Source organism: Calditrichia bacterium (assembly GCA_020634975.1).
In the GTDB taxonomy this organism is placed as follows: domain Bacteria; phylum Calditrichota; class Calditrichia; order RBG-13-44-9; family J075; genus JACKAQ01.
Window position 1 is genome coordinate 3059887 of sequence record JACKAQ010000001.1, and the last position, 23626, is coordinate 3083512.

Below are 23626 nucleotides of genomic sequence, written 5' to 3' on the forward strand. Positions count from 1 at the left end.
TTAACAATGGCTTAGCGTTAATTACGTTTGTCGTTCAAATAATAGAAAATGCATTTTGCCGAAACCAGCATTCGGTGATTTAACGATTTTATTTTTACTCCCACCAAAATGAATATTTTCCTAAAGTCAGCGTTCATAAATGCGATTATTATTTTTATGTTTTTTGGATTTATGCTTTATATTGTCGCAATTTAAGTATTCCCCGTTTTAAAAATTGTCACAATCGAATATTAAAGCTCATGATGAGTTTTGATGGATTTAATAAATACTACTGTTCGATTTCATGGATAACTACTGTTATCAAATCAATCAAAAGGGTAAACGCTATGGAAAGCATTGACAAAAACGACCTAACCACGAAAGTCATAAAAATATTTTATATAGAGGATGATGAAACAGATGACCAGCTATTCCGGTTAATGCTGAGCCGTTCTCAAATTGATATCTATGATTTTGAAGTGGTTTCAGCACGAACGTTTTCCGATGCTCGAAAGTCAATTTCAGAAAACACATTTGATGTCATTATTTCTGATATGAATCTGCCGGATTCCAGCGGATGGGAAACGGTAGCCAACTTAATCCATTCCCAATCATCAGCTCCCATCATTTTATTAACCGGTACATTTGATGAAGGATTGGAGCTAAAAGCAATCCAAAATGGGGTTGAAGCCTATCTTGACAAAGATAACCTTAGCCCGGAAATTGCCGTGCGAACCATTATTCACTGCATCGAGCGGCATACGCTGCGTAAAAAACTGGTGCAGAGTGAAAACCGGTTGCGGAAAATCATCAATCAAAATGGTGATGGCGTAGTGGTGCTGGATGAAAGTGGCGTTGTTATTTTTGCGAATCCAACGGCTGAAAAAATGTTTAAAGTATCCTGTGAAAAACTGATCGGCACACATTTGGGCATTCCGGTTTCCAAAGAAAATCTGACTGTTTTGAGTCTTTTGGATAAGGAATTTAAGGAAATTTCCGTAGAAGTGCAGATTACCATGATTGAGTGGGAAGAAAAACAAGCTTATCTGGCTACATTACGCGACATAACCCAACGAAAAGAAGTTGAACGATTGACCAAAGAAAAAGAAATGTTGGAAAATGTACGCTACCTTGCCGGGGCAATCGCTCACGAATTTGCCCAGCCGTTGCAAATTATTGGGCATGCGCTGGAATTGTATATGATGGAAAGCGGTTCATCCAAGCGGTTGGATATTTGTAAAAAGAATTTAAAACGAGCTGGTGACCTCGTACACCAGATTCAGAATATTGTAAGTCTGGAGACTCGTCCGTATCTCAATTCAAAAATTTTGGATATTGCTGCATCCAGCGCAGTAAATACCAATCGATTAAAAGAGAACGGGTTTGCCAAATTTTATCCAACGGAGAAAAAAATAGAGGAAAAAATCGAATCATAATCTCAATAATAATGGAATATGGTAAACTGAAAATTATAGTGCAATGATGTAATTTCTGGTTGAACGTATAATTCACCAAAAATTTCATATTTCGCTCATGCCGGTTACGGTAAATTCAGGGATTGAATGTTTGAATTCTCTGCCCAAAAATGAATTGAAACCGTGTTCAGCATGAGCGTTTTTGTTTTTTAGAAACAGGCTGTCGGCGTCTTTTCCTGTTTGCGAGTTAAGTAATTGCCTAACCGCAATTTTTGGTAATTTGATATTGCTAATTTGTGTTATTCGTACTGTTAAATCTCGAATAAATGTTTATTTTTCAGCTAATTTTTTTTAAAAAAGGTGTCAAATTTTATGCCTGCAGCTGTAAGCTAATATCGAAAACGGTGATACTTAATTACGCTTGCAAAGTATTTATTATTATTGTAGATTCGGGAAAAACGGAGTTCCCATGAAATACATTCTAAAGCTCTATGTCAATGGCAAAAACATCAAAAGCCTGAAAGCGATAAAGAATCTCGAAAAAATCATTCGTGAGAATTCTCCGGATGAGTACGAGCTTGAGCTTGTAGATGTAACGGAATTTCCCGAGTTAGCAGAAAGTGCAGGGATATTGGAAACCCCCGCGCTGACCAAAAATTTACCCCCGCCATATAGAAAAATCATAGGTGATTTAGCAAATTCCAAACAAGTTTTATTCGGTTTGGGAATGGAACTTTTCGATTCTGGCAGTGAACAAGGCAGTTAGTTTTCTTAAAATATATCAAACTGTATAGGTGGTTCTTGGGTGTGTTTATTATCTACCTAGCGCTGTAAAACGGACTAAACGGTATTGTGTTTCCGTAATTTTTCCGGAATGAATGTTCAAAAAATCGTTTTTACAGATGGCAACAATTTCCTATGAACAATGCAATAAAAGTATTATTGATTGAAGATGATTTGGAAGATGCGGATCTCCTCATTCAACAACTGAACGCAAGCCAAAACATTGACTATGAAGTCGAACATGTTACGAACATTTCATCAGGTGTCGGTTTGTTGTCAAACGGTCATTATGATGTCGTACTGCTGGATCTTTTTTTGCCGGACAATAATTCTTTGGAGAATGTTGAAAAAGCGTTAACTTCAAAAATTGATGTTCCTGTGATCATTTTGACCGGAGTGAATGATGAAGAGCTTGGGTTGGAAGCTCTGGACAAAGGCGCACAGGATTATTTGCCCAAAAGTGTTGTAGAACCCTTTGTGCTGGATCGCTCGATACGGTATGCAATTCAGCGGTTTAAAGTAATGAAAGAGGAAATTGAAGCCCGGGAAAAGGATATCCGGTTTCTGGAGCAGCTAAAACAAAGCGCCACAACCAGTGTTACGGCAAATATTTTTGGCGTAAAACAACTAAAAGATGCAGACCCCAAAATTTTTGATTATTTTGTAAAACAATATTGCGGCTTTCTGGATATTGCATTAGATAACCGTGTTTTCAAAAAAGATACCAAAATCTCTGCCGATTTGATGGAAATGAGCAAAGATTTAGGAAAATTGCGACAGGGACCGAAAGATGTTATTAGCATTCATTATGCAGCTTTACGAGAAAAATGCGAATCTGTCCCGCCAAAAAAATGTACTGCTTATTTTGAGGAAGGTCGCTTGTTAGTGCTTGAATTGATGGGATATTTAGTCCAATATTATAGGAATTATGCTTTCGCAAGCATTGATAATTCCGAACAATAAACGATTGTAACCGCAAAGGTCTATGGATAACCAAAAACAAATTAAATACCACTTCACACTGTATATTCTTGGGTTATCAGTAAATTCTCAAAATTCACTTTATAACCTGAAACAAATGTGTGAGCTATATCTCAAAGATGATTATCTTATGGAGATCGTTGATGTTTTAGAAAATCCCGAGTTGGCAGAAACAGAGAAAATTCTTGCTACGCCAACTTTGGTTATCCATAAGCCCGGACCCGTAAAACGGCTGGTTGGTGATCTCGGTAATTGGGATCGCTTAATAGAATTGCTGGGTATTGACATGCCCAAACATTTTTATCCGAATTCACGGCGATGATACGCCATCGTTTGCTGAATTGTTAAAGCCGTTGCAAGCAATTTTAATGACGGTATCACCCTTTAAATCTCGCGGAATAAACCATTGGAAGTTACTTTTTGAGCATATGTTGAAATCTCATCTTTTTCATCTGCAAGAACATACTTCCGGGCGGCATCTGCTTAAAATTTGCAAAGAAGACGCGTTTGCCCGAAGTGAGATTGCGCCGCCTGATGAATGAAGAATAGCACTTTCTTCGCCGGACAATAACCGGGGATTGAAACAGTTCCTATCGGTTTATCAGGCGCTGCAGCAACAAGCCAGTCACATGATTCCCAAAGATTTTAAAGAAGAACTGGGCGATCTGGTGGCCATTGACGGCTCTTTAATTGATGCGGTTTTATCTATGACCTGGGCTGACTATCGGGATGGTGCCAAAAAAGCCAAGGTGCATTTGGGGTTTGATGTCAATCGCGCTATCCCCAGCAAGATCTTTTTGACCAATGGCAAAACCGATGAACGCCCCTTTGTGGACTCAATTCTTCAACCAGGACAAACAGCGGTTATGGATCGCTATTACCAGCATCATCATTTTTGATTGATCGCTGGCAAACCGAGGGCAAACAGTTTGTCTGTCGCATTAAATAATACGCGTAAAGTCATTATTAACAATAACCAACCCCAATCTGACAGCATTGTTTTTTTGATGCAAATGTATTGCTGGGATCTGAATATCTAAACCAAACAGAACGACCGATTCGACTCATTGGCTACCTTTCAAAGGCAAATATATTGGATCGCCACCAATCGCTATGATCTGTCGGCAGGAAGCAAGTTGCTGAAATTTACCGCCTGAGATGGCGCATGGAAGATTTCTTTAAATGGTGGAAACAACATCTCAAAGTTTATCATCTCATCTCCAGAAGCTATCACGGTCTGATGATTCAGATCCTTGCCGGGTTGATTACCTATAACTCAAAAACAATTTATTGTCATAACCAATATAATGAAAAAGTCTCTATCAAACGTGTTCAGCCAGCTACGTATTCTAAAATTCAAAATTAAATCAAAATGCTAACTTCCTGGTGGAAGAAGCCCGACATCTGAGTCTATAATGAATCAAAATCTTATGGAAAAAAATTAACGGATGTCACTGAGAAAATCCCGAGTTGGCAGAAACAGAGAAAATTCTTGCTACGCCAACTTTGGTTATCCATAAGCCCGGACCCGTAAAACGGCTGGTTGGTGATCTCGGTAATTGGGATCGCTTAATAGAATTGCTGGGTATTGACATCTAATATGGTATTGACAAATATAGTATTAATCTATGCCACGGTAAGGAGAAGCGTTGATGGGTGTTCTTAAGTATCAGGTAACGAAAACGAAAACGAATATTGAGGGTTTTGATCATATTGCGATGGGCGGGTTGCCCACCAACCGCACAACACTGGTTTCCGGGACTGCAGGAAGCGCCAAAACCTTGTTTGCTGTCCAGTTTTTAGCCGAGGGTATAACCAAAGCGGATGAAAATGGTGTTTTTATTACATTTGAAGAAGCACCGGATGATATTTACAAAAACATGGCCGGATTCAAATGGAATATTCGGCAATGGGAAGACGAAGGAAAATGGAAATTTATCGACGCATCGCCGCAAGTTGGCGATGAAGTAGTCATCTCCGGTAATTATGATTTTGGCGCACTAATTGCCCGGATAGAATATTCGGTATCGAAAGTGAAAGCCAAACGTGTATCCATGGATTCGTTGGGTGCAATATTTAATCGCTATGAAGATAAAGCCATCGTCCGGAAAGAAATATTTCGTTTGGTCAATGCGTTAAAAAAGATGAATGTAACAGCGATTATCACAGCGGAGAGAACCGACGAATACGGCGAGATCGGGCGATATGGCGTTGAAGAATTTGTTACCGATAACGTTGTTATTTTGCGAAACGTGCTGGAAGATGAAAAGCGCCGCCGAACGGTAGAAATTTTAAAATTACGCGGTACGCAACACCACACCGGCGAATGCCCTTTTACCATTAATGAAAAGGGAATTATCGCCATACCGTTGTCTGCCATTCAATTGGAACAAAAATCTTCGAACAAACGAATTACATCCGGTGTTCCGGAACTGGACAAAATGTGTGGCGGCGGTATTTTCCGGGATTCCGTAATTCTGGCATCTGGCGCAACGGGCACCGGAAAAACGTTGATGTCCAGCCATTTTATTTATGGCGGCACTACGAATAACGAACGGTGTTTGCTGTTTGCCTACGAAGAAAGCCGCGAACAATTGCTTCGGAACGCCATCGGCTGGGGGCTTGATCTCGAAAAAATGGAGAAAAAAGGACTGCTGCAAGTCGAAGCCATCTATCCTGAGACAGCCAGTATTGAAGGTCATTTGCTTCGAATGCAGGAAAAAATTGACAAGTTTAAGCCAACGCGCGTAGCCGTAGACAGTCTTTCCGCACTCGAACGTGTCGCGTCAATAAAAGGTTTCCGGGAGTTTGTTATCGGATTAACCTGTTTCCTGAAAGAACGTGAAATCACCGGGTTTTTAACATCAACAACCCCAACGCTGATGGGTGGCCCATCAATTACGGAAGGGCATATTTCAACCATTACAGATTTGATTATTATGCTGCGTTATGTTGAAGCGTTTGGCGAAATGCGCCGGGGAATCACTGTTCTGAAAATGCGAGGCTCAATGCACGATAAAAGCGTAAAAGAATTTGCTATCGATCATCAGGGTATGCATATTGGAAAACCGTTCCGTGATGTTGTCGGGATTATCGCCGGACGGCCAACTTATGTCGAACGTCCGACTGATATTGAACGAATGAAAAATATGTTTGATGATAGCGACACTATAGAAAATAAGCCCAAGGATGAGGATTAACAATACGAACTCCTGCGATTTATTTGATGATATTTCCATAGCGGTTTTATCCGCTATGGGAAATATCAACTTTACTTGTTACTGCGATTGAAACCACTGTTATTAATGAATTTAAGCTCCTGAGTTAGAAGACTCATCCTCAAAAATTATACGTATCTATATCAATTTTAATTGGCTATTGTTTGTGGAAAAAACAATGGTATTAACATGAGCGTAAATTCTTTAAAACAGATTCATGTGCTTCTGGTGGAGGATAATCCTGCCGACGAAAAACTCTTTCGCCTGATGCTCAAAAATAGCCGGTTTTACCAATTTACAATTACCGCCTTCGATACTGAAATCTGCTTTGGATAAAATGGCAGAGGAAAATTACGATATTATCGTATCTGACCTCACACTGCCGGATTCGATCGGTTGGGAAACCATTCGCGACCTGATTCGCACCCAGACGGATATTCCCATCGTGCTGTTAACCGGCATCGAAGATGAGCAACTGGAAATTCGCGCCATCCAAAGTGGGATCGAATCATATCTCAATAAAAAAAACCTGAACGCGGAACTCGTATTCAAAACAATTTTACATGCGCTGGAACGCCACCGGTTGAAGGGTTTATGGAAAAAAAGCGAACTGCAATTCCAAAAAATTATTCAACAAAGCGGTGATGGCGTGCTGGTGTTAGATAAACAAGGCACGATTTTATACGCAAATCCCACCGCCGAAAAATTTTTTCACACGAGCGCAGAAAAGTTGACCGGCGAAATTTTAGGTATTCCGGTCACAACCAACAATCTTTCTGAACTGAGCCTGTTGGATGACGAACAAAAAGAGATGAATGTCGAGATTCAGGTGACGCATATCGAGTGGGAAAAGCAACCCGCGTTTCTGGTTACATTGCGGGATGTTACGCACCGAAAAGAGATCGAAGCCATTACAAAAGAGAAGGATTTGCTGGAAAAAATCCGGTTTTTATCTGGTGCGATTGCCCATGAATTTGCCCAGCCGTTGCAGATTATCGGACATGCACTGGAACTTTATGTGATGGAAAACGGATCGTCTGAGCGGTTGAATGTGTGCAAAATAAATTTGCAGCGCACCACAAAACTGGTTCGCCAATTACAGAATATCAACACAGTGGAAACCAAACCGTATTTAAATTCGGAGATTCTGGATCTTGAGGCATCGTCCAAAGAAAAAGCAGATTTGGCTGTTCCCGAAAAAAAAATCAATAAATGGGTAACCCCGGAATCAAAATAAATTACGCTGCAAATTCAAAACCAGTAGCTGTTGTGTTGCAAAAAACAAGATGTTTTGCCAAAAATTCATTTGCATCAACGGCAAATTTGATTAACTTTTTCCGGTCAAATTAGAGAAAAATATGAATGCATTTGTGGTACATCATTTTCACCATCATTTCCGGAATCATACTTTCGGTGGTGGATTTGCCATGTCTGCGTAACGTTCGAAAATTATCGAAATCGAGATAAAAAAACCCGCTGCCGAAAGGTGAGCGGGTTTTTTGTTTTACGGAAACCAGTTAAAAATACAATAATTGAGGAGCTTTAAATGCAAATTTTAAGGGTAGTTATCCCCAAAGGGCGAATTTTTGAAAGTGTTGTTCAGTTGCTGAACGAATCCGGGATCAAGTTGACACATGACCAGCGGGCATATCGCCCCGTGGTGAACGATCCGGAGATCGAAGTGAAAATTATGAAGCCGCAGAACATCCCGCTGTTGCTGCAACTGGGCAAACACGATGTGGGGTTTACTGGGCTGGATTGGGTTTTTGAAACCGGTGCGGAAGTGCAGGAATTACTGGATCTGGATTTCGATCCGGTGAAAATTGTTGCGGCGATACCGGAACATTTATCCGTCGATTCGCTGAAAAAACGGAAAATTGTGGTGGCATCCGAATACGAAACCATCGCCCGAAATTATCTGGATAAAGAGGGATTCGATTATGTGTATTTGCGAACGCACGGCGCAACAGAGGTTTTTCCGCCGGATGATGCCGATATGATTGTGGACAACACTGCCACCGGACGCACATTACAGCAGCACAATCTGGCAATTATCGCGGAAATTATGCGTTCATCCACCCGTTTTATCGCCAATAAAAATGTGATGAACGATCCCTGGAAGCGCGAAAAAATCGAGAAAATTCTCATGCTTTTCCGCTCGATCCTCGATGCGCGCAGCCGGGTGATGCTGGAAATGAATGTGGTGCCCGAATATCTGGATGCGATTATTAAAGTGTTGCCGTGCATGCGTTTACCAACGGTTTCGCCGCTGTATCAGGAAAAAGGATTTGCCGTAAAAGCCGCCGTCAAAAAGCAGGAAGCGACGAAATTGATCCCGTTGCTAAAGCAAATGGGCGCAACGGATATTCTGGAATATGATTTCCGAAAAGTGGTGGTGTGAGGGGGAAATATGAAAGTGCGAAAAGCGATCGAAAATGTGACCGCATATCCCATAAAATCGACGTTGCGGCGCGGCAGCATCCGGCTGGATTTGAACGAAAGCACTCGCGGTTGCTCCCCTAAAGTGCTTGCTGCACTGCAAAAAATGACCTGGGAAGATGTTGGCGCATATCCCGAATATCCGGAATTGAAGGCAAAAACCGCCGCAATTTTGGGGGTTTCGCCGGAAAAATTGCTGTTCACCAACGGCGCGGATGACGCTATCCGTTCGTTGATGCAAACCTACATCGATCCCGGTGACGAAGTGGTGCTGGCTGATCCCACTTTTGGCATTATTCCCATTCACGCCGGCGTGATGAGCGCGACGCTGCGGAGCGTGGCGTATCAACCGGATTTCGCGTTTCCGATGGATGGCTATCTGGCGGCGATTTCGCCGAAAACGAAACTGGTGTCCATCGTTCGGCCGGATAGCCCGACCGGCGCGGTGATCAACCCGGATCAGCTTCGGGAATTGCTTTTGGCAGCACCCGATGCGTTGGTCATGCTCGACGAAACCTATCACCATTTTCTGGATGAATCGCTGGTGCACTGGGTGGACGAATTCCCGAATCTGGTGGTGCTGCATTCGTTTTCCAAAGCGTATTGCCTGGCGGGAATCCGCTGTGGGTTGATTATCGCAAATACGCCGGTGATCGACGAAGTGCGCAAGGTTGACCCGCCGTTTTCGCTGAGTTCGCCCGGCGTAATTGCCATCGGCGCAGCGCTGGATGACCCGGAACATGTGCAATGGGTCGTCGATGATGTGCGCACGGAAAAGCGCCGACTGATCGCACAATTGGAAGCATTCGGCTGGAAAACTCACGATACGGATGCCAATTTTATTCTGGTAAATTTTGGCAACGCAGCAGCGTCTATCACAGAAAAACTGGCGGAGAACCGTATTCTCATCAAAATTTATCGGGAATTCCGCTATTGCGCGGCTGGTGTCGCATTGCCATCGGCACACGGGATGAGCACCAGCAATTGTTTGATGTTTTGCCAACAATTCGCTAAATCGGAAAGCTGCAGAACTCGCCCCAAAAAAAATCCCGTATTGACCTTCCGGGATTTTTTTTTTGAATCTATCGAACATAAAAATTCATGGGTTTGATAGTGTCTGCATGTTATCTTTGAAGCTGTGAGTGAGCGAGCGGAACAAGCTTGCAAACAACCAAATGGTTTTTGAATGGGTTATTACCCGCAGTTTTTATCGGGAACCCATAATTTTCAATACTTTGGATGCCTGATACAACCATTCGGGTATGGTAGGCAATTTGCCGGTTACCATAATCCAATCGCTTATTTTATAAAAAAATATTTTATTTTTTATAAAACTTATGAAAAACTTGTTCGTAAGTGATACACAATGAGCATACCGGACACGTTGCTCCGGTGCCAAAATTTACGATCAGTGTATAGTCAACAATATTTTTGTTTGCATAGCGAAAGCCAAATACCTTATCTGAGGAGGAGTTTTGAAAAAGTCGCGCTTATTTTTGATATTTTTGGTCATCTCTTTTGCCGTTGTGATGCTGAACGGATGCAGTACCGGCGATGCCAACTCGAAAGATGGTGACACAAAAAATGTTGCAAATGCAGATAGCAACAAAACTACAGAAGAAGGTAACAAAAACGGCCCGGGAATGCGCAATGCACCCAGCGCTGTTCCGGTTGAAGTTACGACCTTAACACGTGGCAATATTTCCAACTTTCTGCAATACAGTTCAACGCTGGAAACCGAACAGATTGTGGATGTTTATCCACGAATCGGTGGGTTGGTGGAAGCCATTTATGTTGAGGAAGGCCAACGGGTTAACAAAGGCCAACGGTTGGTTCAAATTGAAAAAGACGAATACGAATTAGCTGAACAAAAAGCCCGTTTGGAATTCGAAAAACAGGAGTCCGAATTCAAACGCTTTAAAGCGCTGCAAGCAGAAGAATTGCTCAGTCAGGAAGAATTTTTCAGCTCGGAAATCGCATACAAACAAGCTGAAATTGCATGGAAACAAGCTTCGCTGAATTTGCAGTGGACAACCGTAACATCCCCGATTTCCGGAGTGGTGGGTGAACGTTTGGTTAATTTGGGCGACCGCGTGCAGGCGGCAAACAATCTGTTCCAGATTGCTAATCTGGATGAAAAAATTGTGCAGGTTTACGTGCCGCAGGATGAATTTACCCAGATTTTCAAAAATCAACCCGCAACGGTTAGTACAGGCATTCTCGATGGCGAAAGATTTCCGGCATCTGTAAAACGCATCAGCCCGATTATCGATCCGCAAAGCGGCACGTTTAAAGTTACTGTAGCGGTAAAAGATCCCGCCGGGCGGCTGCGCCCCGGGATGTTTGTGAATACCGAATTGATCGTCGATACCCACGAAAACACTCCGCTCGCACCCAAAGCCGCGCTGATTTATGAAAATGAGCGCACCTACTTTTTTGTGGTAAAAGACGATACATCCCGGCGGATGGAATTGAAAAAAGGGTTTGAGGACGCCGAAAAAGTGGAAATTCTCAACGATTTGGAAGAAGGCAGCAAAATTGTGGTTCTCGGGCAAAATGGCTTGAAAGAGGGCACAAAAGTGAAAATTATCGAAGAAAAACGCTACGCCTGGCAACCCTCCAAACCATCTGCGACCATCACCGAAAGCCAGAAAGATTTGGCTCACAAAGGATAATTCGGCAATTTTAGTCGCGTTCAACAATCGATTTTACTTCCGAAAGGCTTGCCGGACTGTGGCGGCCTTTCGATTTCATGTCAGTAGCTAATTCATTTAAAAACAAGGTTTTCGAACCGATTTTCAGGATTTATTTATGAACATCTCTCAAGAAAAATCTCATTTTTTCCAATTTACCACCCAACGCCCGGTTGCCATCACCATGATTTTGATTGGCATTCTGGTATTTGGCTGGCTTTCGTATAGCATGCTTTCGCTGAACCTGATGCCGGACATCACCTATCCGTCGTTAACGGTGCGAACGGAATATCCCGGCGCTGCGCCGGAGGAAGTGGAAACCGCCATTTCCCGTCAGGTGGAAGAGGCGCTGGGCGTGGTCACCAATCTCGTTTCGATCAGTTCTATCTCCAAAGCCGGTCAGTCGGATGTTATTCTGGAACTGAACTGGGATACGGACATGAATATGGCGATCAGCGAAGTGCGCGAAAAACTGGATATGGTTTTTTTGCCGGATGATGCCGAAAAACCGATTATTCTGAAATATGATCCATCACTGGACCCGATTATCCGGCTTGGACTAACCGGTGGACAGGATTTATTTTTTACGCGATATGTGGCTGAGGAGCAGATCAAACGGGCGCTGGAAACCGTTGATGGCGTTGCATCTGTTAAGGTAAAAGGTGGTTACGAAGAAGAAATCCGGGTTGAACTGAACGAGCAAAAACTGACCTTGTTGGGGCTCGATATCCAACAGATTCGCCAGCGGTTGGCGCAGGAAAATGTGAACCTCGCCGGTGGTGAGCTGAAAGAAGGGCAAACCGAATACATCGTCCGGACGCTCAACGAATTCAAAAATATTGATGAAATCCGCAACATCCGGCTGAATTTTGGCGATCAGCGGGAAATAAAGTTGAGCGATGTTGCCAATGTCTATCGCACATTTAAAGAGCGGCAGATCATCACCCGGCTGGATGGCGAAGAAAGTGTTGAGCTGGAAATTTTTAAAGAAGGCGACGCCAATATTGTGGAAGTTGCCAAACGGGTCAACAGCCGCGTGTTTGGAACGGCAGCGCAACAGGCATTTGTTGCGAATATGAGAGCCGAAGAAGCCGCGAAAGCGGAAGCAGCAAAAACCGCAAAGAAAGATGAAGCGGTTGCAGAAAATGACGCCGAAAAAAAGGATGAGAAAAAAGACGAGAAAAAAGAGCAGCAGGGCAACCAACGCGGCGATTTTATGAAGCAAATGATGATGAAACAGATGACCGATTTCATCGCCAATAAATTGCCGGACCAAATGCAAATCAACTTGCTCACCGATCAATCCGTATTTATCGAAAATTCCATTGATGAAGTTAAAAACACGGCCGTTCTCGGTGGTGTGCTGGCGGTTATCGTTCTGTTTTTATTTTTGCGAAATCTCGCCACGACGTTAATTGTGGGATTGGCAATCCCGATTTCCATTATTGCCACGTTTGCGCCGATGCAGTTGTTTGATGTATCTTTAAATATAATGTCACTTGGCGGTTTGGCACTCGGTATCGGGATGTTGGTAGATAACGCCATTGTGGTTATCGAAAGCATTTTCCGTTGCCGGGAGGAGGGCGATAATCTGACCGATTCGGTCGTGCGCGGCACCGGAGAAGTTGGCGGCGCCGTTACCGCATCCACCCTCACAACCATTGCTGTATTTTTACCGATGGTGTTTGTGGAAGGCGTTGCCGGGCAAATTTTTGGCGATCTTTCGCTGACCGTAGTGTTCTCACTGTTGGCATCTTTGGGCGTTGCGCTGTTTTTTATCCCGATGCTGGCATCGCGCAATTTCAGCAACGGCTGGACCGGAAATACCGGTGATCGCCCGAAAAATTTTCTGCTGAAATTCAATGCCATTCCGGAAGTACGCAATAATTTCCGCAGGATTTTCGATTCGGTTAAAAATGCAAAAAATATTGTAATCAAAATTATTTTGGGAGTTTTGGGGATTGTTCGTGCCGTTTACGCGATTTTCCGGTTTCTCATCCAGCTTGTGATAGAATTGTTCAGCAAAATTATCACGCTGTTGCTGATGCTTTTCGGATATGTTGTCGGTGCGATTGTCTGGATTTGGAAAAAAATTCTCCATCCCTTTTTCGATTTGTTTGTTCGCGGATTTAACAATTTATACGACCGGGTGCAAGTGCGTTACCCCCCGACAATCGATTGGGCATTGCAAAACAAAGCCGGTGTGCTCATCCTCAGCGTTTTGCTGTTTGGTTTTACGGTTTTTGTGATGTTGCCGCAATTGGGCAGCGAGCTGATTCCCGAAGTTCGCCAGGGCGAATTTAATGTGGAGCTTACCCTGCCCATCGGAACGCCGGTGGAAACGACTGCCGAAGTTATTTCGCCGATCGAGGAAATGCTGCTGGCGGAACCGGATGTGCGAAAAGTATCCACCGTTGCCGGTGTTGATCTGACCAAAGTTTCCGATAGCGAATCCGGCGAACACACCGCCAAAGTTACGGTTACGCTGGATGTAAAAGGGCGAAACCCCGCCGCGCTGGAAGATGCCGTTTTAGCGGATATTCGCGATAAACTCAGTAATTTCAGCGGGATAGATTACAAGATTTCCCGACCGGTGCTGTTCAGTTTCAAAACGCCTATCGAGGTGGAAATAAAAGGCTACAGCCTGTCGGAACTGACGCGGGTCAGCCGCGAAGCCGTTTCGATACTTTCGGAAATTCCCGGAATGACGGATGTGAAATCCAACCTTCAGCGGGGAAATCCGGAAGTGCAGATCGTTTATAATCGCGAAAAACTGGCGTTTTACGGATTGAACCTGATGACCGTTGCCAACACCGTGCGAAACAAAGTGCGCGGCGATGTGGCAACCCAGTTCAAAAAAGAAGATCGCCGGATTGATATTCGCGTAAAAGTGCGGGACGAGGACAAAGCGTCCATCGAGCGATTGCGCCAACTGGTGGTGAATCCGGGTGGTAATGTGCCGATTCCGCTCAACGCCGTTGCATCCATCGAAATTAACGAAGGTCCCAGCGAAATCCGCCGCATCGATCAGGAGCGTTCCGCCCTGATTTTGGCAAATATTGCCGGACGCGATTTGTCCAGCGTTAGCGAAGATGTGTATGTCGCGTTGCGTAATCTGGACCTGCCCGATGGCTTCACTTACGAGATTACCGGACAAAATAAAGAAATGGAAGTTTCGCTGGGAAGTTTGCAACTTGCACTATTGCTTGCGATATTTATGGTTTACATCGTAATGGCATCCCAGTTTGAATCATTTGTGTATCCGTTTGTGATCTTGTTTACCATGCCGTTCGGGTTGATTGGTGTGGTTTTCGTGCTGTGGGTGTTGAATATCCCGTTGAATATCATGGTTTTTCTGGGATTAATCATGCTTGCCGGAATTGTGGTAAACAACGCCATTGTGCTGGTTGACTACATCAATCAGATGCGCCGGCAGGGACTGCCGCTCAACGAAGCCATCAAACAAGCCGGGCAGGCGCGTTTACGCCCGATTTTGATGACCACCACTACCACCGTTTTGGGACTGTTGCCGATGGCTTTGGGAATCGGTGAGGGCGCGGAAATTCGCACACCAATGGCAATTACCGTAATTGCCGGATTGGTTAGCGCAACCGTGCTGACACTTATTGTTATCCCGACGGTTTATGCGGTGTTCTCCGGAAAAGAAATTGTTGCCGAAACGGAAACTGAAACTGAATCGTCAGAAGGAAAATCCCCGGCACCTTCGGTTGGCTAATTTATTTGCTTCGCGTGTAGATTGGTGCATTGCACGATAAATGGTTATTTGCGCTTCGCGCGAAATTTGATCTCCGATATTTTGGGTGTTGAATTATTGCCGTTGATCAGGTAAAATCTTTTTGTATCAACAAAATTAATATCCCAAATAGTACTCGGAGATTACTCCTATGAAGCTGGAAGATTTGCGCATTTATCAAATGGCACTTGAAATCGGTGAAGTTGTGTGGAACGAAGTTAGTAAATGGAATTATTTTGAAAAAGATACGATTGGAAAGCAATTGGTTCGATCGGCAGATTCGATTGCTGCGAATATCAGTGAGGGATTTGGTCGATTTTTTTACCGGGAAACAAAGCAGTTCGGCTATTACAGCCGTGGCTCGCTTTATGAAACAAAAACGTGGCTGGAAAAAGCCTATCAACGCCGATTAATCAATGCCGAAACTCATGAGCGATTGATGAAAGATATTGATATTTTGGCGATCAAATTAAACAAATATTTGCAAACAATTGGCAGCAACCGGCAAGAGCCGGGCAAATAACGCGAACGACAGTGAGCCAGTTTTCTAATGACCACTGTCGCGAGCGAAGCGAGCAAAACTGGAGTTTTTATGCATAATAGACCATCTTTTCTTCCAAAATTGGCAGTTACCCGCCCGGTAACGATTATCGTTTCATTATTGGCGATTATCGTTTTGGGTGGCGTTGCGTATAAACAGATTCCCATCGAGCTGTTGCCATCCGGGTTTAGCTATCCGGCGTTGGGTGTTTGGACACCGTATCCCAACGCCAACCCGCAGGAAGTGGAAGAGCAAATCGCCCGGCCAATTGAGGAGCAGGTGCGCACCATTCCCGGTGTCACAAAAGTGGAAACTTACAGCAGCAGCAACGGCTGCTGGACGTGGATGGAATTTGGCAACGATGTGGATATGGATGCCGCATACGACCAGCTCCGCGATCGGATGGAACGCGCCCGCGCCATGCTGCCGGATGATCTCGATCGCTATTACCTGCGCCGGTTCGGGCGAAATGACGAGCCGATTATTTTTCTTTCCATCAGTTTTCCCGATGGCGTGGACGATCCGTATTACATCGTCGAAAAATTGATCAAACAGCCCATCGAGCGGATCGATGGCGTCGCCAATATCGAAACTTGGGGCGCAGATGAAAAAAGTATCCAGATTCTCATCGATCAGGATAAAGTGAAAGCCCACCAAATAAATGTGTACGATGTGATCAGCGAAATGCGTTCCGATAATTTCGCGATGTCATCCGGTTGGGTGTATGAGGGCGACAAAAAATTTATCGTTCGTTCGCTGGCGCGATTCAAATCGTTGCAGGAAATTGCTGCGATTCCCATCAACAAATTCGGGCTGACCATCGGCGATATCGCCGAAGTAAAATATGATGTTCCGGAACGCAACTGGACGCAGCGGGTCAACGGCGGTCAGGGTGTGCTGATGGATATTTATAAAGAATCGTTGTCCAATACGGTCGAAATGAGTCACAAACTAAAAACATTACTCAATGAAGAAATACTGACCCATCCCAAACTCAAAAGTGCGGATGTGCAACTGCTGTTCGTGCAGGGCGACCTCATCGAGGATTCCGTAAATAATTTGCGCGATACGGCTATTTGGGGCGGGGTCTTCGCTATTTTCATCCTCTTATTTTTCCTGAAAAATTTGCGGATGACCATAATTATGATGTTCGCAATTCCGCTATCCATTCTCATTTCGCTCATTTTTGTCTATTTCATCGGCTGGACACTCAACCTGATTGTGATGATGGGGCTAATGATCAGTGTGGGAATGGTGGTAGATAACGGCATTGTGGTGTTGGAAAATATCTACCGAATGCGCAGTGAAGGCAAACCATCCCGCGAATCGTCCATTTGGGGTGCCAGCGAAGTTAACCTGGCGATTATCATGGCAACGCTAACGACCATCGCAGTGTTCGTGCCGATTCTCATCATTAAAGATGGCGCCGGTGGCTTCAATTTTTACATGCAGCGCATCGGGTTGCCGGTTATTTTTTCGTTGCTCGGATCGCTGTTTGTGGCGTTGGTACTCATCCCGCTGGCAACCACCCATTTTTCCGGCGGCGGAATGGCCCAAGAAAGCAAGATGGTTACCCGGCTCAAATCGCTTTATGGTAAAATTCTCGATAAAATTCTTAATCGCCGGCTGGACACCGTTTTAGCCGTAGTGCTCATTCTTTTTGTGACATTTGGCGTGCTCGGTCCCAGAATTCAGGAATCCGACGGAATGGAAGGAAATATCAGCGATTTGCGGTTGATGTTCGATTTACCCACAAATCTCACAAAAGATGACACCAACCGCTTTTTCAAAGAAGTGGAAGACACTGTTTTTGCCAAAGCCAAAGAATACAACATTCGTGCGGTGGACACAGGGTTCCGGCAAGGCTTTGGTCGGGTGCGGGTTTATCTGCAACCACCGGAAAAACAACAGTGGTATGATGTTGTTTATAAAGGTGTTACAAATTTGGTCGGATTGGGGAAAGAGGAGCCGCTTTCCCGCGATGAAGTGCTCGAAGATCTCAAAAAGCGCATCCCGTTAAAGCCGGGAATCAAATTCCGGACCTCATGGCGCGGCAGCGGAATGGGCGACGAAGGCACCGTAACCATTATGCTTTACGGTGACGATACCGGAAAATTGGCGGAACTCGCCGAAGAGGTTGAACGCCGCATGCGCACACTGGATGGCGTCATCAGCGTCGAAACGGACCGCGAAGCCGGTGAAGATGAAATCAAAATCAAGCTCGATCGCGAAGCGACAGCGCGCAACGGCATCAACGCAAATCAGGTTGCCAACACCCTGATGTATGCTGTTCGCGGATTGAATTTGCCGCGTTTTCAGGCAACCGATCGCGAAATTGATGTTCGTATTCAGGTGCAGGAAGAAGACCGCGAGAGCCTGCTGCAAATAAAAGACATGAGCTTCACCAACCAACAGGGGCGCAGTGTTCCGCTGTCGGCGATGGCAACATTCAATATTGAAAAAGGCTTCGGGCAAATCGGGCGCACCGATGGCAAAACATTTTTAGCTGTAAAAGCCCAAACCACGGCAAACGATGTGCCCAGAATTTCGGCACAGATCGACCAGTTGATGGCCGATTTTACCCTGCCGTATGGCTACGATTGGTCCAAAGGCGATCGATTCCGGCGCTTCCGGGAACAGGGGCAAGCGATGCAAACCGCGCTGATGCTGTCCGTTGTGCTGGTATATTTGCTGATGGCTATTTTGTTTGAATCGTTCATTTTACCACTGTCGATCATGTTTGCCATTCCGTTATCAATTTTCGGGGCGAATTTGGCGTTGGTAATTTCCCAAACGCCACAGGATTTAATGGCCGGTATCGGCATTATTATTTTGGTGGGCGTTGTGGTAAACAACGGCATTGTGTTGGTTGACATGATCAATCGCCGCCGAAGGGAAGGCTATTCGCGTCGCGATGCAATTTTGGATGCCGGAAAAAACCGTTTCCGCCCGATTATGATGACCAGTTTCACCACCATTTTCGGAATTGTGCCGATGGCGTTGGGTTCAGGCGATTTGATCGGTATTCCATACGCGCCGATGGGTCGCGTAATTATCGGCGGAATGCTCACCAGCACCTTTTTGACCCTCACCGTCATTCCGGTGTTTTACACGCTATTTGACGATTTGGCGATTTTCTTCAAACGGGTTGTGGGTTGGTTGGTGAAAGGAAAATCCACCGGCGATGTGGCTGTGCCCAGTGAAAATTGATCATTGTTTTTCATAAAAAATAAACATTTACCGTATCCGAAAGAGGCTGTTTTCTGCAGCCTCTTTTTTTTGACTAACGCATCGCGGTTCACCTAAATGCTGTATTTTCAACACTTTTGGGTATCGGTTTAAAAACTTCAACTAAATATTCGTTGAAAATACCACAAATATCTGTTACATTAAAACTACATTGATAGCGTCCTTCGATCCCGAAGGCCTGATAAGTGCGAAAAATCATCGCATCTGTTTCAATAGATGTTTAATTTTTCCCTTCAAAATTCGATGATAAATGCTTAAGCCAATAAAAGGTATTAAAAATGGCTGCCAAAAAAGATGTAATGAAAATTTTGTACGGTTCGCATTCTGAACGCGGTGTCAAACGTCAACACAATAACGACGATTATGGCAAATTTCCGCTGGAAGATAATGCGTTATCGGGTAATAAAGGTCAGTTGTTCCTCATTTCCGACTCCAAAATTCGCAATCCGATCGGCAAAAATGCCGGTAAAATGATTATCGAGGCAATTCAGAAAAATTATTTTGCCTATCCGTCTGACGATGTAGCCTTCAGTTTGCAACGCGCGTTTGATATTGCCAACCGAACGCTGTATCAATATGCGGTTGCCAGCGGAATGCACCGGAAAATTGGCGCAACTTGCACAGCGCTCGCACTCACCGAAAAAGCGGCATTTTTTGCGCATGTCGGCGATTGCCGGATTTACCGGGTCAATTTGCGACGGGTGGAGCAGTTAACCCGCGATCACATCCGGGTAGTGCCCGGCAAAACCCCGGATGCGCCCGCAAAACCGGCGCTAACGCGGGCAATTGGCGTAAAATTGGGAATCAAAATAGATCTGGCGCGTATGCCCGTTCAGCGCGACGAATATTTTGTGATTGCCTCGGACGGAATGAACGCTATCGATCCGACTGAAATTCAGGGCATTGTGCTCTCCAGTTCACCGGAACGTGCCGCAGAAAAACTGACGGAAATGGCCCGCTCTCGTGGCAGCAACGATGAAATTACCGTTCAAGTGATCAAAGTTTATCAATCAATTGAAGAAAATAGCGTAATTGCCGTTGCGGGATTGAGCAATGTCAACAATCGATGGAGTAATTGGCCGGTATATTTCATGCTCACTTTGCTAACCGCGACAATGGCGTTTTTAGTGCACGAGCCATTTGTTGAAAAAGCAACCACACTCGTAACCATGAAAACCGCGGAAGAGCGCAGTGAAAACCCGCCGCCGCTGATCGATCCACAAGTTTTGGAAGATCAACAGCTTCAACGCGCAAGAGCCTATTTTAACAAAGGTTTATGGGACGAAGCGTTGAAAGAATATCGCGCCGTTTTGCACAATAATCCCGGCAGCAGTGAAGCGCTGGATGGCATCGATATGATTACGAGAGCCTACACTGTTCGCGGTGATAAAGCATTTAGCCAGGAAAATTGGGGCGCTGCGCTGGCTTATTACAAAAAAGCCCTGCAATTGAGTCCGGAAAATGAAAGTCTGCGCAAACTGACGGTACGCGCACAGCGAAGCCATTACCAATCGAAAGTTGAAGAAGTCGCGTTAGCATCTGCGCCGCAAACGCTGCAATATCGCGACTCAAAGTCGACGCTGAATCCGGAATCGGCTTTGCAAACGTTGAATGTCATCGGCTTCGCCGAAAATCAGTGGAATTTAGCCGGATTGGTTGAAAACGAGGATATCCGCTTTAGCGTTCAGTCGCTGGTAATTCTGGAAAATTTGCGAATTAAAAAGGTTTTCCATCAAAACAAATACCAGGGTGTGGAAGTTGAGGTGCAAACCCGCCGTTTAAAAGGGTCGCGTAATGGTAAATACGGGTTAATTTTCGGACACGATTTGTCAAACGATGCACCGGGCGAACGGTTTTTCCTGTTTACCGTGGATAGTAACGGCAATTATTCGCTGCAGCGGGTTACCAAACACAGCGTGAAAATTTTGGTTTCAGAGCCGATTAAAGCCGGCATTATCGGTAATTACGATCAGATTCAGTTAAAAGTAAAAAGCTTTGGCAAGCTGATTTTGCTGTATGCCAACGGTGTGCTGTTGAAAATGCTGCCGTTGAACGTTGAGCAATCCGGCGGAGTTGGTTTGTACGCCGATCCGAAAATGCAGGTTGAGTTCAGCGGATTCCGCATCTTGCCATCCTCTGAAACAGCAGAATAAACAACACTTTACGTAATGAAAAAAGGCGGGTTAGTCCCGCCTTTTTTTTGTCAAAAATTAACATCGGTAAAGCTGCATCCGTTGTTATTGGCCGTTTCGGCTGAACATTTTTTTAACCATACTTTTGGTTACATGCCCCACGATATCCGGATTTTCTTTCAACCGCCGGGTGGAATAATGCATCCACTCCGGACCGAACGGCACATAAACGCGTAGTTTGTGCCCGGCACTCAGCAGCACGCGACGCAGCTCCGGCGTAACGCCCAGCAACATTTGGAATTCATATTGGCTTTTGGGAATGGCATGTGTATCGATAATCCGTAACGCTTCCCAAACCAGTTTTTCGTCGTGAGTAGCGATGCCCACATAACAACCGCCGGTGAGCAACTTCTCCAAAATATAGCTGAAATTTTGATTAATAATATCGCGATCGTGGTAGGAAATGGCGTGGGGCTCTTTGTAAATCCCTTTGCACAACCGGAAATCCGGGTTGTGCGGCAGCAGGCGATTTACGTCGTCCAGCGTTCGGCGCATGTATGCCTGAATGACGGTGCCAACATTGCTAAATTCCTGTTTTAACTGGAGATACATATCCAGCGTGTCGCTGGTTGTGGTGTGATCTTCCATATCAATTCGCACAAACCGGTCGCATTCTTTTGCCGTTTGCACGATAGACCGGATGTTCTCGTAACAAAATTGTTTGTCCAGTTTTAACCCCATGTGGGTGGGCTTTACGGACACGCCGCTGTGCAGGTTTTCTTCAGAAATCCGGCGCAATACGGATTTGTAAAGTTCAGCAGCTTCAAGTGATTGCTCTTTTCTGGTGACTTCCTCGCCGAGCACATCGATGGTGGCGCATGCGCCGTCGCGCATCAGATTTTTGACGGTATCGACTGCTGCATCCAACGTTTCACCGGCGATGTAGGGTCGCGCAAAATAGCCGATGATCGGTTTTGGCACATACGGCAGTGTATGACTGACTGTTTTATTGAAAATGCTCATGACCTCTCCTGTAACTGTCGCGGAAATTTAACGTGCCGGGGGTGAACTTGTCAATCGAATCGGAAAATTCATTTTGCTTTATTTTTGTTTGTAATTTGTGAATTTTCAATCCTCAATTGCGTTTTGCGATGGCGGCATTGGATTGCGAAAATTGATATCGCGTTGCGGAAATGGGATTTCGATACCGTTTCTGCGGAATTCGCGGACAATTGCGCAATTGATTTTGGAGCGCACAATCGGGTGGCGTTTGGGATCGCGAATCCAGATGCGCAAGCGCATATCCCAAGATGAATCGCCAAAATTGCGCAGCAGCACATCCGGCTCCGGGCGTTTGAGCACTTCGGAATCTGCCAACGCCACTTCTTTCAGGGTGCGCAACACCAAATCGAGATCGGAATTATAGGAAACCCCGACATCCACGTTGATGCGGATTTTGGGATCGCCATGCGAATAATTGATCACGTTGCTGGCGACAAATTCGGAATTGGGTACGATAATTGAAATATTATCAACGGTTTGGATGCGCGTAGCGCGGATTTTGATTTCGTTGACATCTCCCTCCACATCGCCGATGAGCACCCGATCGCCAACGTTGATGGGGCGTTCGAATAGCAAAATCAATCCCGCCACAAAATTGGATGTGACATTCTGCAACCCGAAACCGATACCCACAGATAAAAATCCGAAAATCACAGCCAAGCCGCTCAAATCCACGCCGATCGATTGGAACGCGACCACTACACCGAGTACCATAATCAGATAGTGCACTATCCGCTCGAACGTGAATTGCGTTCCTGCATCGATACGCATATAATTTAAAAATCGCGAAAGCACCATATCGCGAAGCAGCCGGGAGCCAATCGCAAAAATAATGACAAACACCAGCAACGTGAGCAACGCAGAAAGGGAAATAGGATTGTCGCCCAGCGTAAATAGCCGGAAATTGAGGATTTCGCTGATGTGTCGGATCAACTCCGCTTGCGGGATAAAGGATTCTGTTGCAATCGTTAAACCAATAAAAAACAATATAGTAGATACTGTTCGCTGATACAGCTTTACCCGGAACTCCGCCAACTGCAGTTTTGAAAAAATGAACCGCCGGGTCAGTCGCCTCACCAAAATAATGATCCCGAAAGTGAGCAGCAAAATTGCTGCAACATATATTAATTTGAGCGGTGTTACCGGTTGCCCGAGCAGCGTAAACAGCATTTGATGCAGCCATTGATTCATATAAAATTTCCGTGTTGATGTTTAACAAACCCGTTTCGGGGTAAATCAATATACGTTTTCACAACCATTTTTGAAAAATATTTGCAATTCGCCGCCCAAAACTAGTGAACGCTGCATGATGTTCAAACCAATCCCCACTTGCAATTCTTACAACTGCATTCTAAATTGAATGTTTGAGAACGGTTGGGT

At 44.9% G+C, this 23626-nt stretch carries 19 protein-coding genes; 17 read left to right on the forward strand and 2 right to left on the reverse strand.

What is annotated here, in order from left to right:
• The first annotated feature begins 326 nt into the window (after nt 1-326).
• The 17 genes from H6629_12385 (at nt 327) to H6629_12465 (ending at nt 21205) form a co-directional block, all read left to right on the forward strand.
• On the forward strand, nt 327-1415 hold the full coding sequence (locus tag H6629_12385; GenBank protein ID MCB9068590.1) for a response regulator: 1089 nt from the start codon (nt 327-329) through the stop codon (nt 1413-1415).
• A 448-nt stretch (nt 1416-1863) separates the two neighbouring features.
• Nucleotides 1864-2160 (forward strand): circadian clock protein KaiB, encoded by a 297-nt coding sequence (locus H6629_12390; protein ID MCB9068591.1) that lies wholly within the window; start codon nt 1864-1866, stop codon nt 2158-2160.
• A 152-nt stretch (nt 2161-2312) separates the two neighbouring features.
• Complete coding sequence (locus H6629_12395; GenBank protein ID MCB9068592.1) at nt 2313-3140, forward strand: response regulator; 828 nt, start codon at nt 2313-2315, stop codon at nt 3138-3140.
• Nucleotides 3141-3162: 22 nt separating this feature from the next.
• On the forward strand, nt 3163-3480 hold the full coding sequence (locus H6629_12400) for a circadian clock protein KaiB (protein MCB9068593.1): 318 nt from the start codon (nt 3163-3165) through the stop codon (nt 3478-3480).
• 256 nt (nt 3481-3736) lie between these two features.
• Nucleotides 3737-4057 (forward strand): hypothetical protein, encoded by a 321-nt coding sequence (locus H6629_12405; protein MCB9068594.1) that lies wholly within the window; start codon nt 3737-3739, stop codon nt 4055-4057.
• Between the two features lie 266 nt (nt 4058-4323).
• Complete coding sequence (locus tag H6629_12410) at nt 4324-4524, forward strand: hypothetical protein (GenBank protein ID MCB9068595.1); 201 nt, start codon at nt 4324-4326, stop codon at nt 4522-4524.
• A 104-nt stretch (nt 4525-4628) separates the two neighbouring features.
• A complete protein-coding gene (locus tag H6629_12415) occupies nt 4629-4757 on the forward strand; it encodes a hypothetical protein (GenBank protein ID MCB9068596.1) in 129 nt (42 codons plus the stop codon).
• A gap of 53 nt (nt 4758-4810) precedes the next feature.
• Nucleotides 4811-6358 (forward strand): circadian clock protein KaiC, encoded by a 1548-nt coding sequence (kaiC, locus tag H6629_12420; protein MCB9068597.1) that lies wholly within the window; start codon nt 4811-4813, stop codon nt 6356-6358.
• Nucleotides 6359-6565: 207 nt separating this feature from the next.
• Nucleotides 6566-6712: a hypothetical protein gene (locus tag H6629_12425; protein MCB9068598.1), complete on the forward strand. Its 147-nt coding sequence runs from the start codon at nt 6566-6568 to the stop codon at nt 6710-6712.
• 1 nt (nt 6713) lies between these two features.
• Complete coding sequence (locus H6629_12430; protein ID MCB9068599.1) at nt 6714-7613, forward strand: PAS domain S-box protein; 900 nt, start codon at nt 6714-6716, stop codon at nt 7611-7613.
• Between the two features lie 309 nt (nt 7614-7922).
• Nucleotides 7923-8777 carry an ATP phosphoribosyltransferase gene (locus H6629_12435; GenBank protein MCB9068600.1) on the forward strand — a complete coding sequence of 285 codons (855 nt, stop codon included), beginning with the start codon at nt 7923-7925 and terminating at the stop codon, nt 8775-8777.
• A gap of 9 nt (nt 8778-8786) precedes the next feature.
• Nucleotides 8787-9926 carry an aminotransferase class I/II-fold pyridoxal phosphate-dependent enzyme gene (locus H6629_12440; GenBank protein MCB9068601.1) on the forward strand — a complete coding sequence of 380 codons (1140 nt, stop codon included), beginning with the start codon at nt 8787-8789 and terminating at the stop codon, nt 9924-9926.
• Nucleotides 9927-10290: 364 nt separating this feature from the next.
• Complete coding sequence (locus H6629_12445) at nt 10291-11490, forward strand: efflux RND transporter periplasmic adaptor subunit (protein MCB9068602.1); 1200 nt, start codon at nt 10291-10293, stop codon at nt 11488-11490.
• A 136-nt stretch (nt 11491-11626) separates the two neighbouring features.
• Nucleotides 11627-15244: an efflux RND transporter permease subunit gene (locus tag H6629_12450; protein MCB9068603.1), complete on the forward strand. Its 3618-nt coding sequence runs from the start codon at nt 11627-11629 to the stop codon at nt 15242-15244.
• 169 nt (nt 15245-15413) lie between these two features.
• Nucleotides 15414-15785 carry a four helix bundle protein gene (locus H6629_12455; GenBank protein ID MCB9068604.1) on the forward strand — a complete coding sequence of 124 codons (372 nt, stop codon included), beginning with the start codon at nt 15414-15416 and terminating at the stop codon, nt 15783-15785.
• Between the two features lie 69 nt (nt 15786-15854).
• Nucleotides 15855-19013, forward strand: coding sequence for an efflux RND transporter permease subunit (locus H6629_12460; protein MCB9068605.1), 3159 nt, complete (start codon nt 15855-15857; stop codon nt 19011-19013).
• Nucleotides 19014-19330: 317 nt separating this feature from the next.
• The gene (locus H6629_12465) at nt 19331-21205 is read left to right on the forward strand and encodes a hypothetical protein (GenBank protein MCB9068606.1); all 1875 of its coding nucleotides are present in this window, start codon (nt 19331-19333) and stop codon (nt 21203-21205) included.
• Between the two features lie 84 nt (nt 21206-21289).
• Here H6629_12465 and H6629_12470 read toward each other — a convergent pair whose 3' ends face one another.
• Nucleotides 21290-22207 (reverse strand): proline dehydrogenase family protein, encoded by a 918-nt coding sequence (locus H6629_12470; GenBank protein MCB9068607.1) that lies wholly within the window; start codon nt 22205-22207, stop codon nt 21290-21292.
• 105 nt (nt 22208-22312) lie between these two features.
• Nucleotides 22313-23416 carry a mechanosensitive ion channel gene (locus H6629_12475; GenBank protein ID MCB9068608.1) on the reverse strand — a complete coding sequence of 368 codons (1104 nt, stop codon included), beginning with the start codon at nt 23414-23416 and terminating at the stop codon, nt 22313-22315.
• Between the last annotated feature and the right edge of the window lie 210 nt (nt 23417-23626).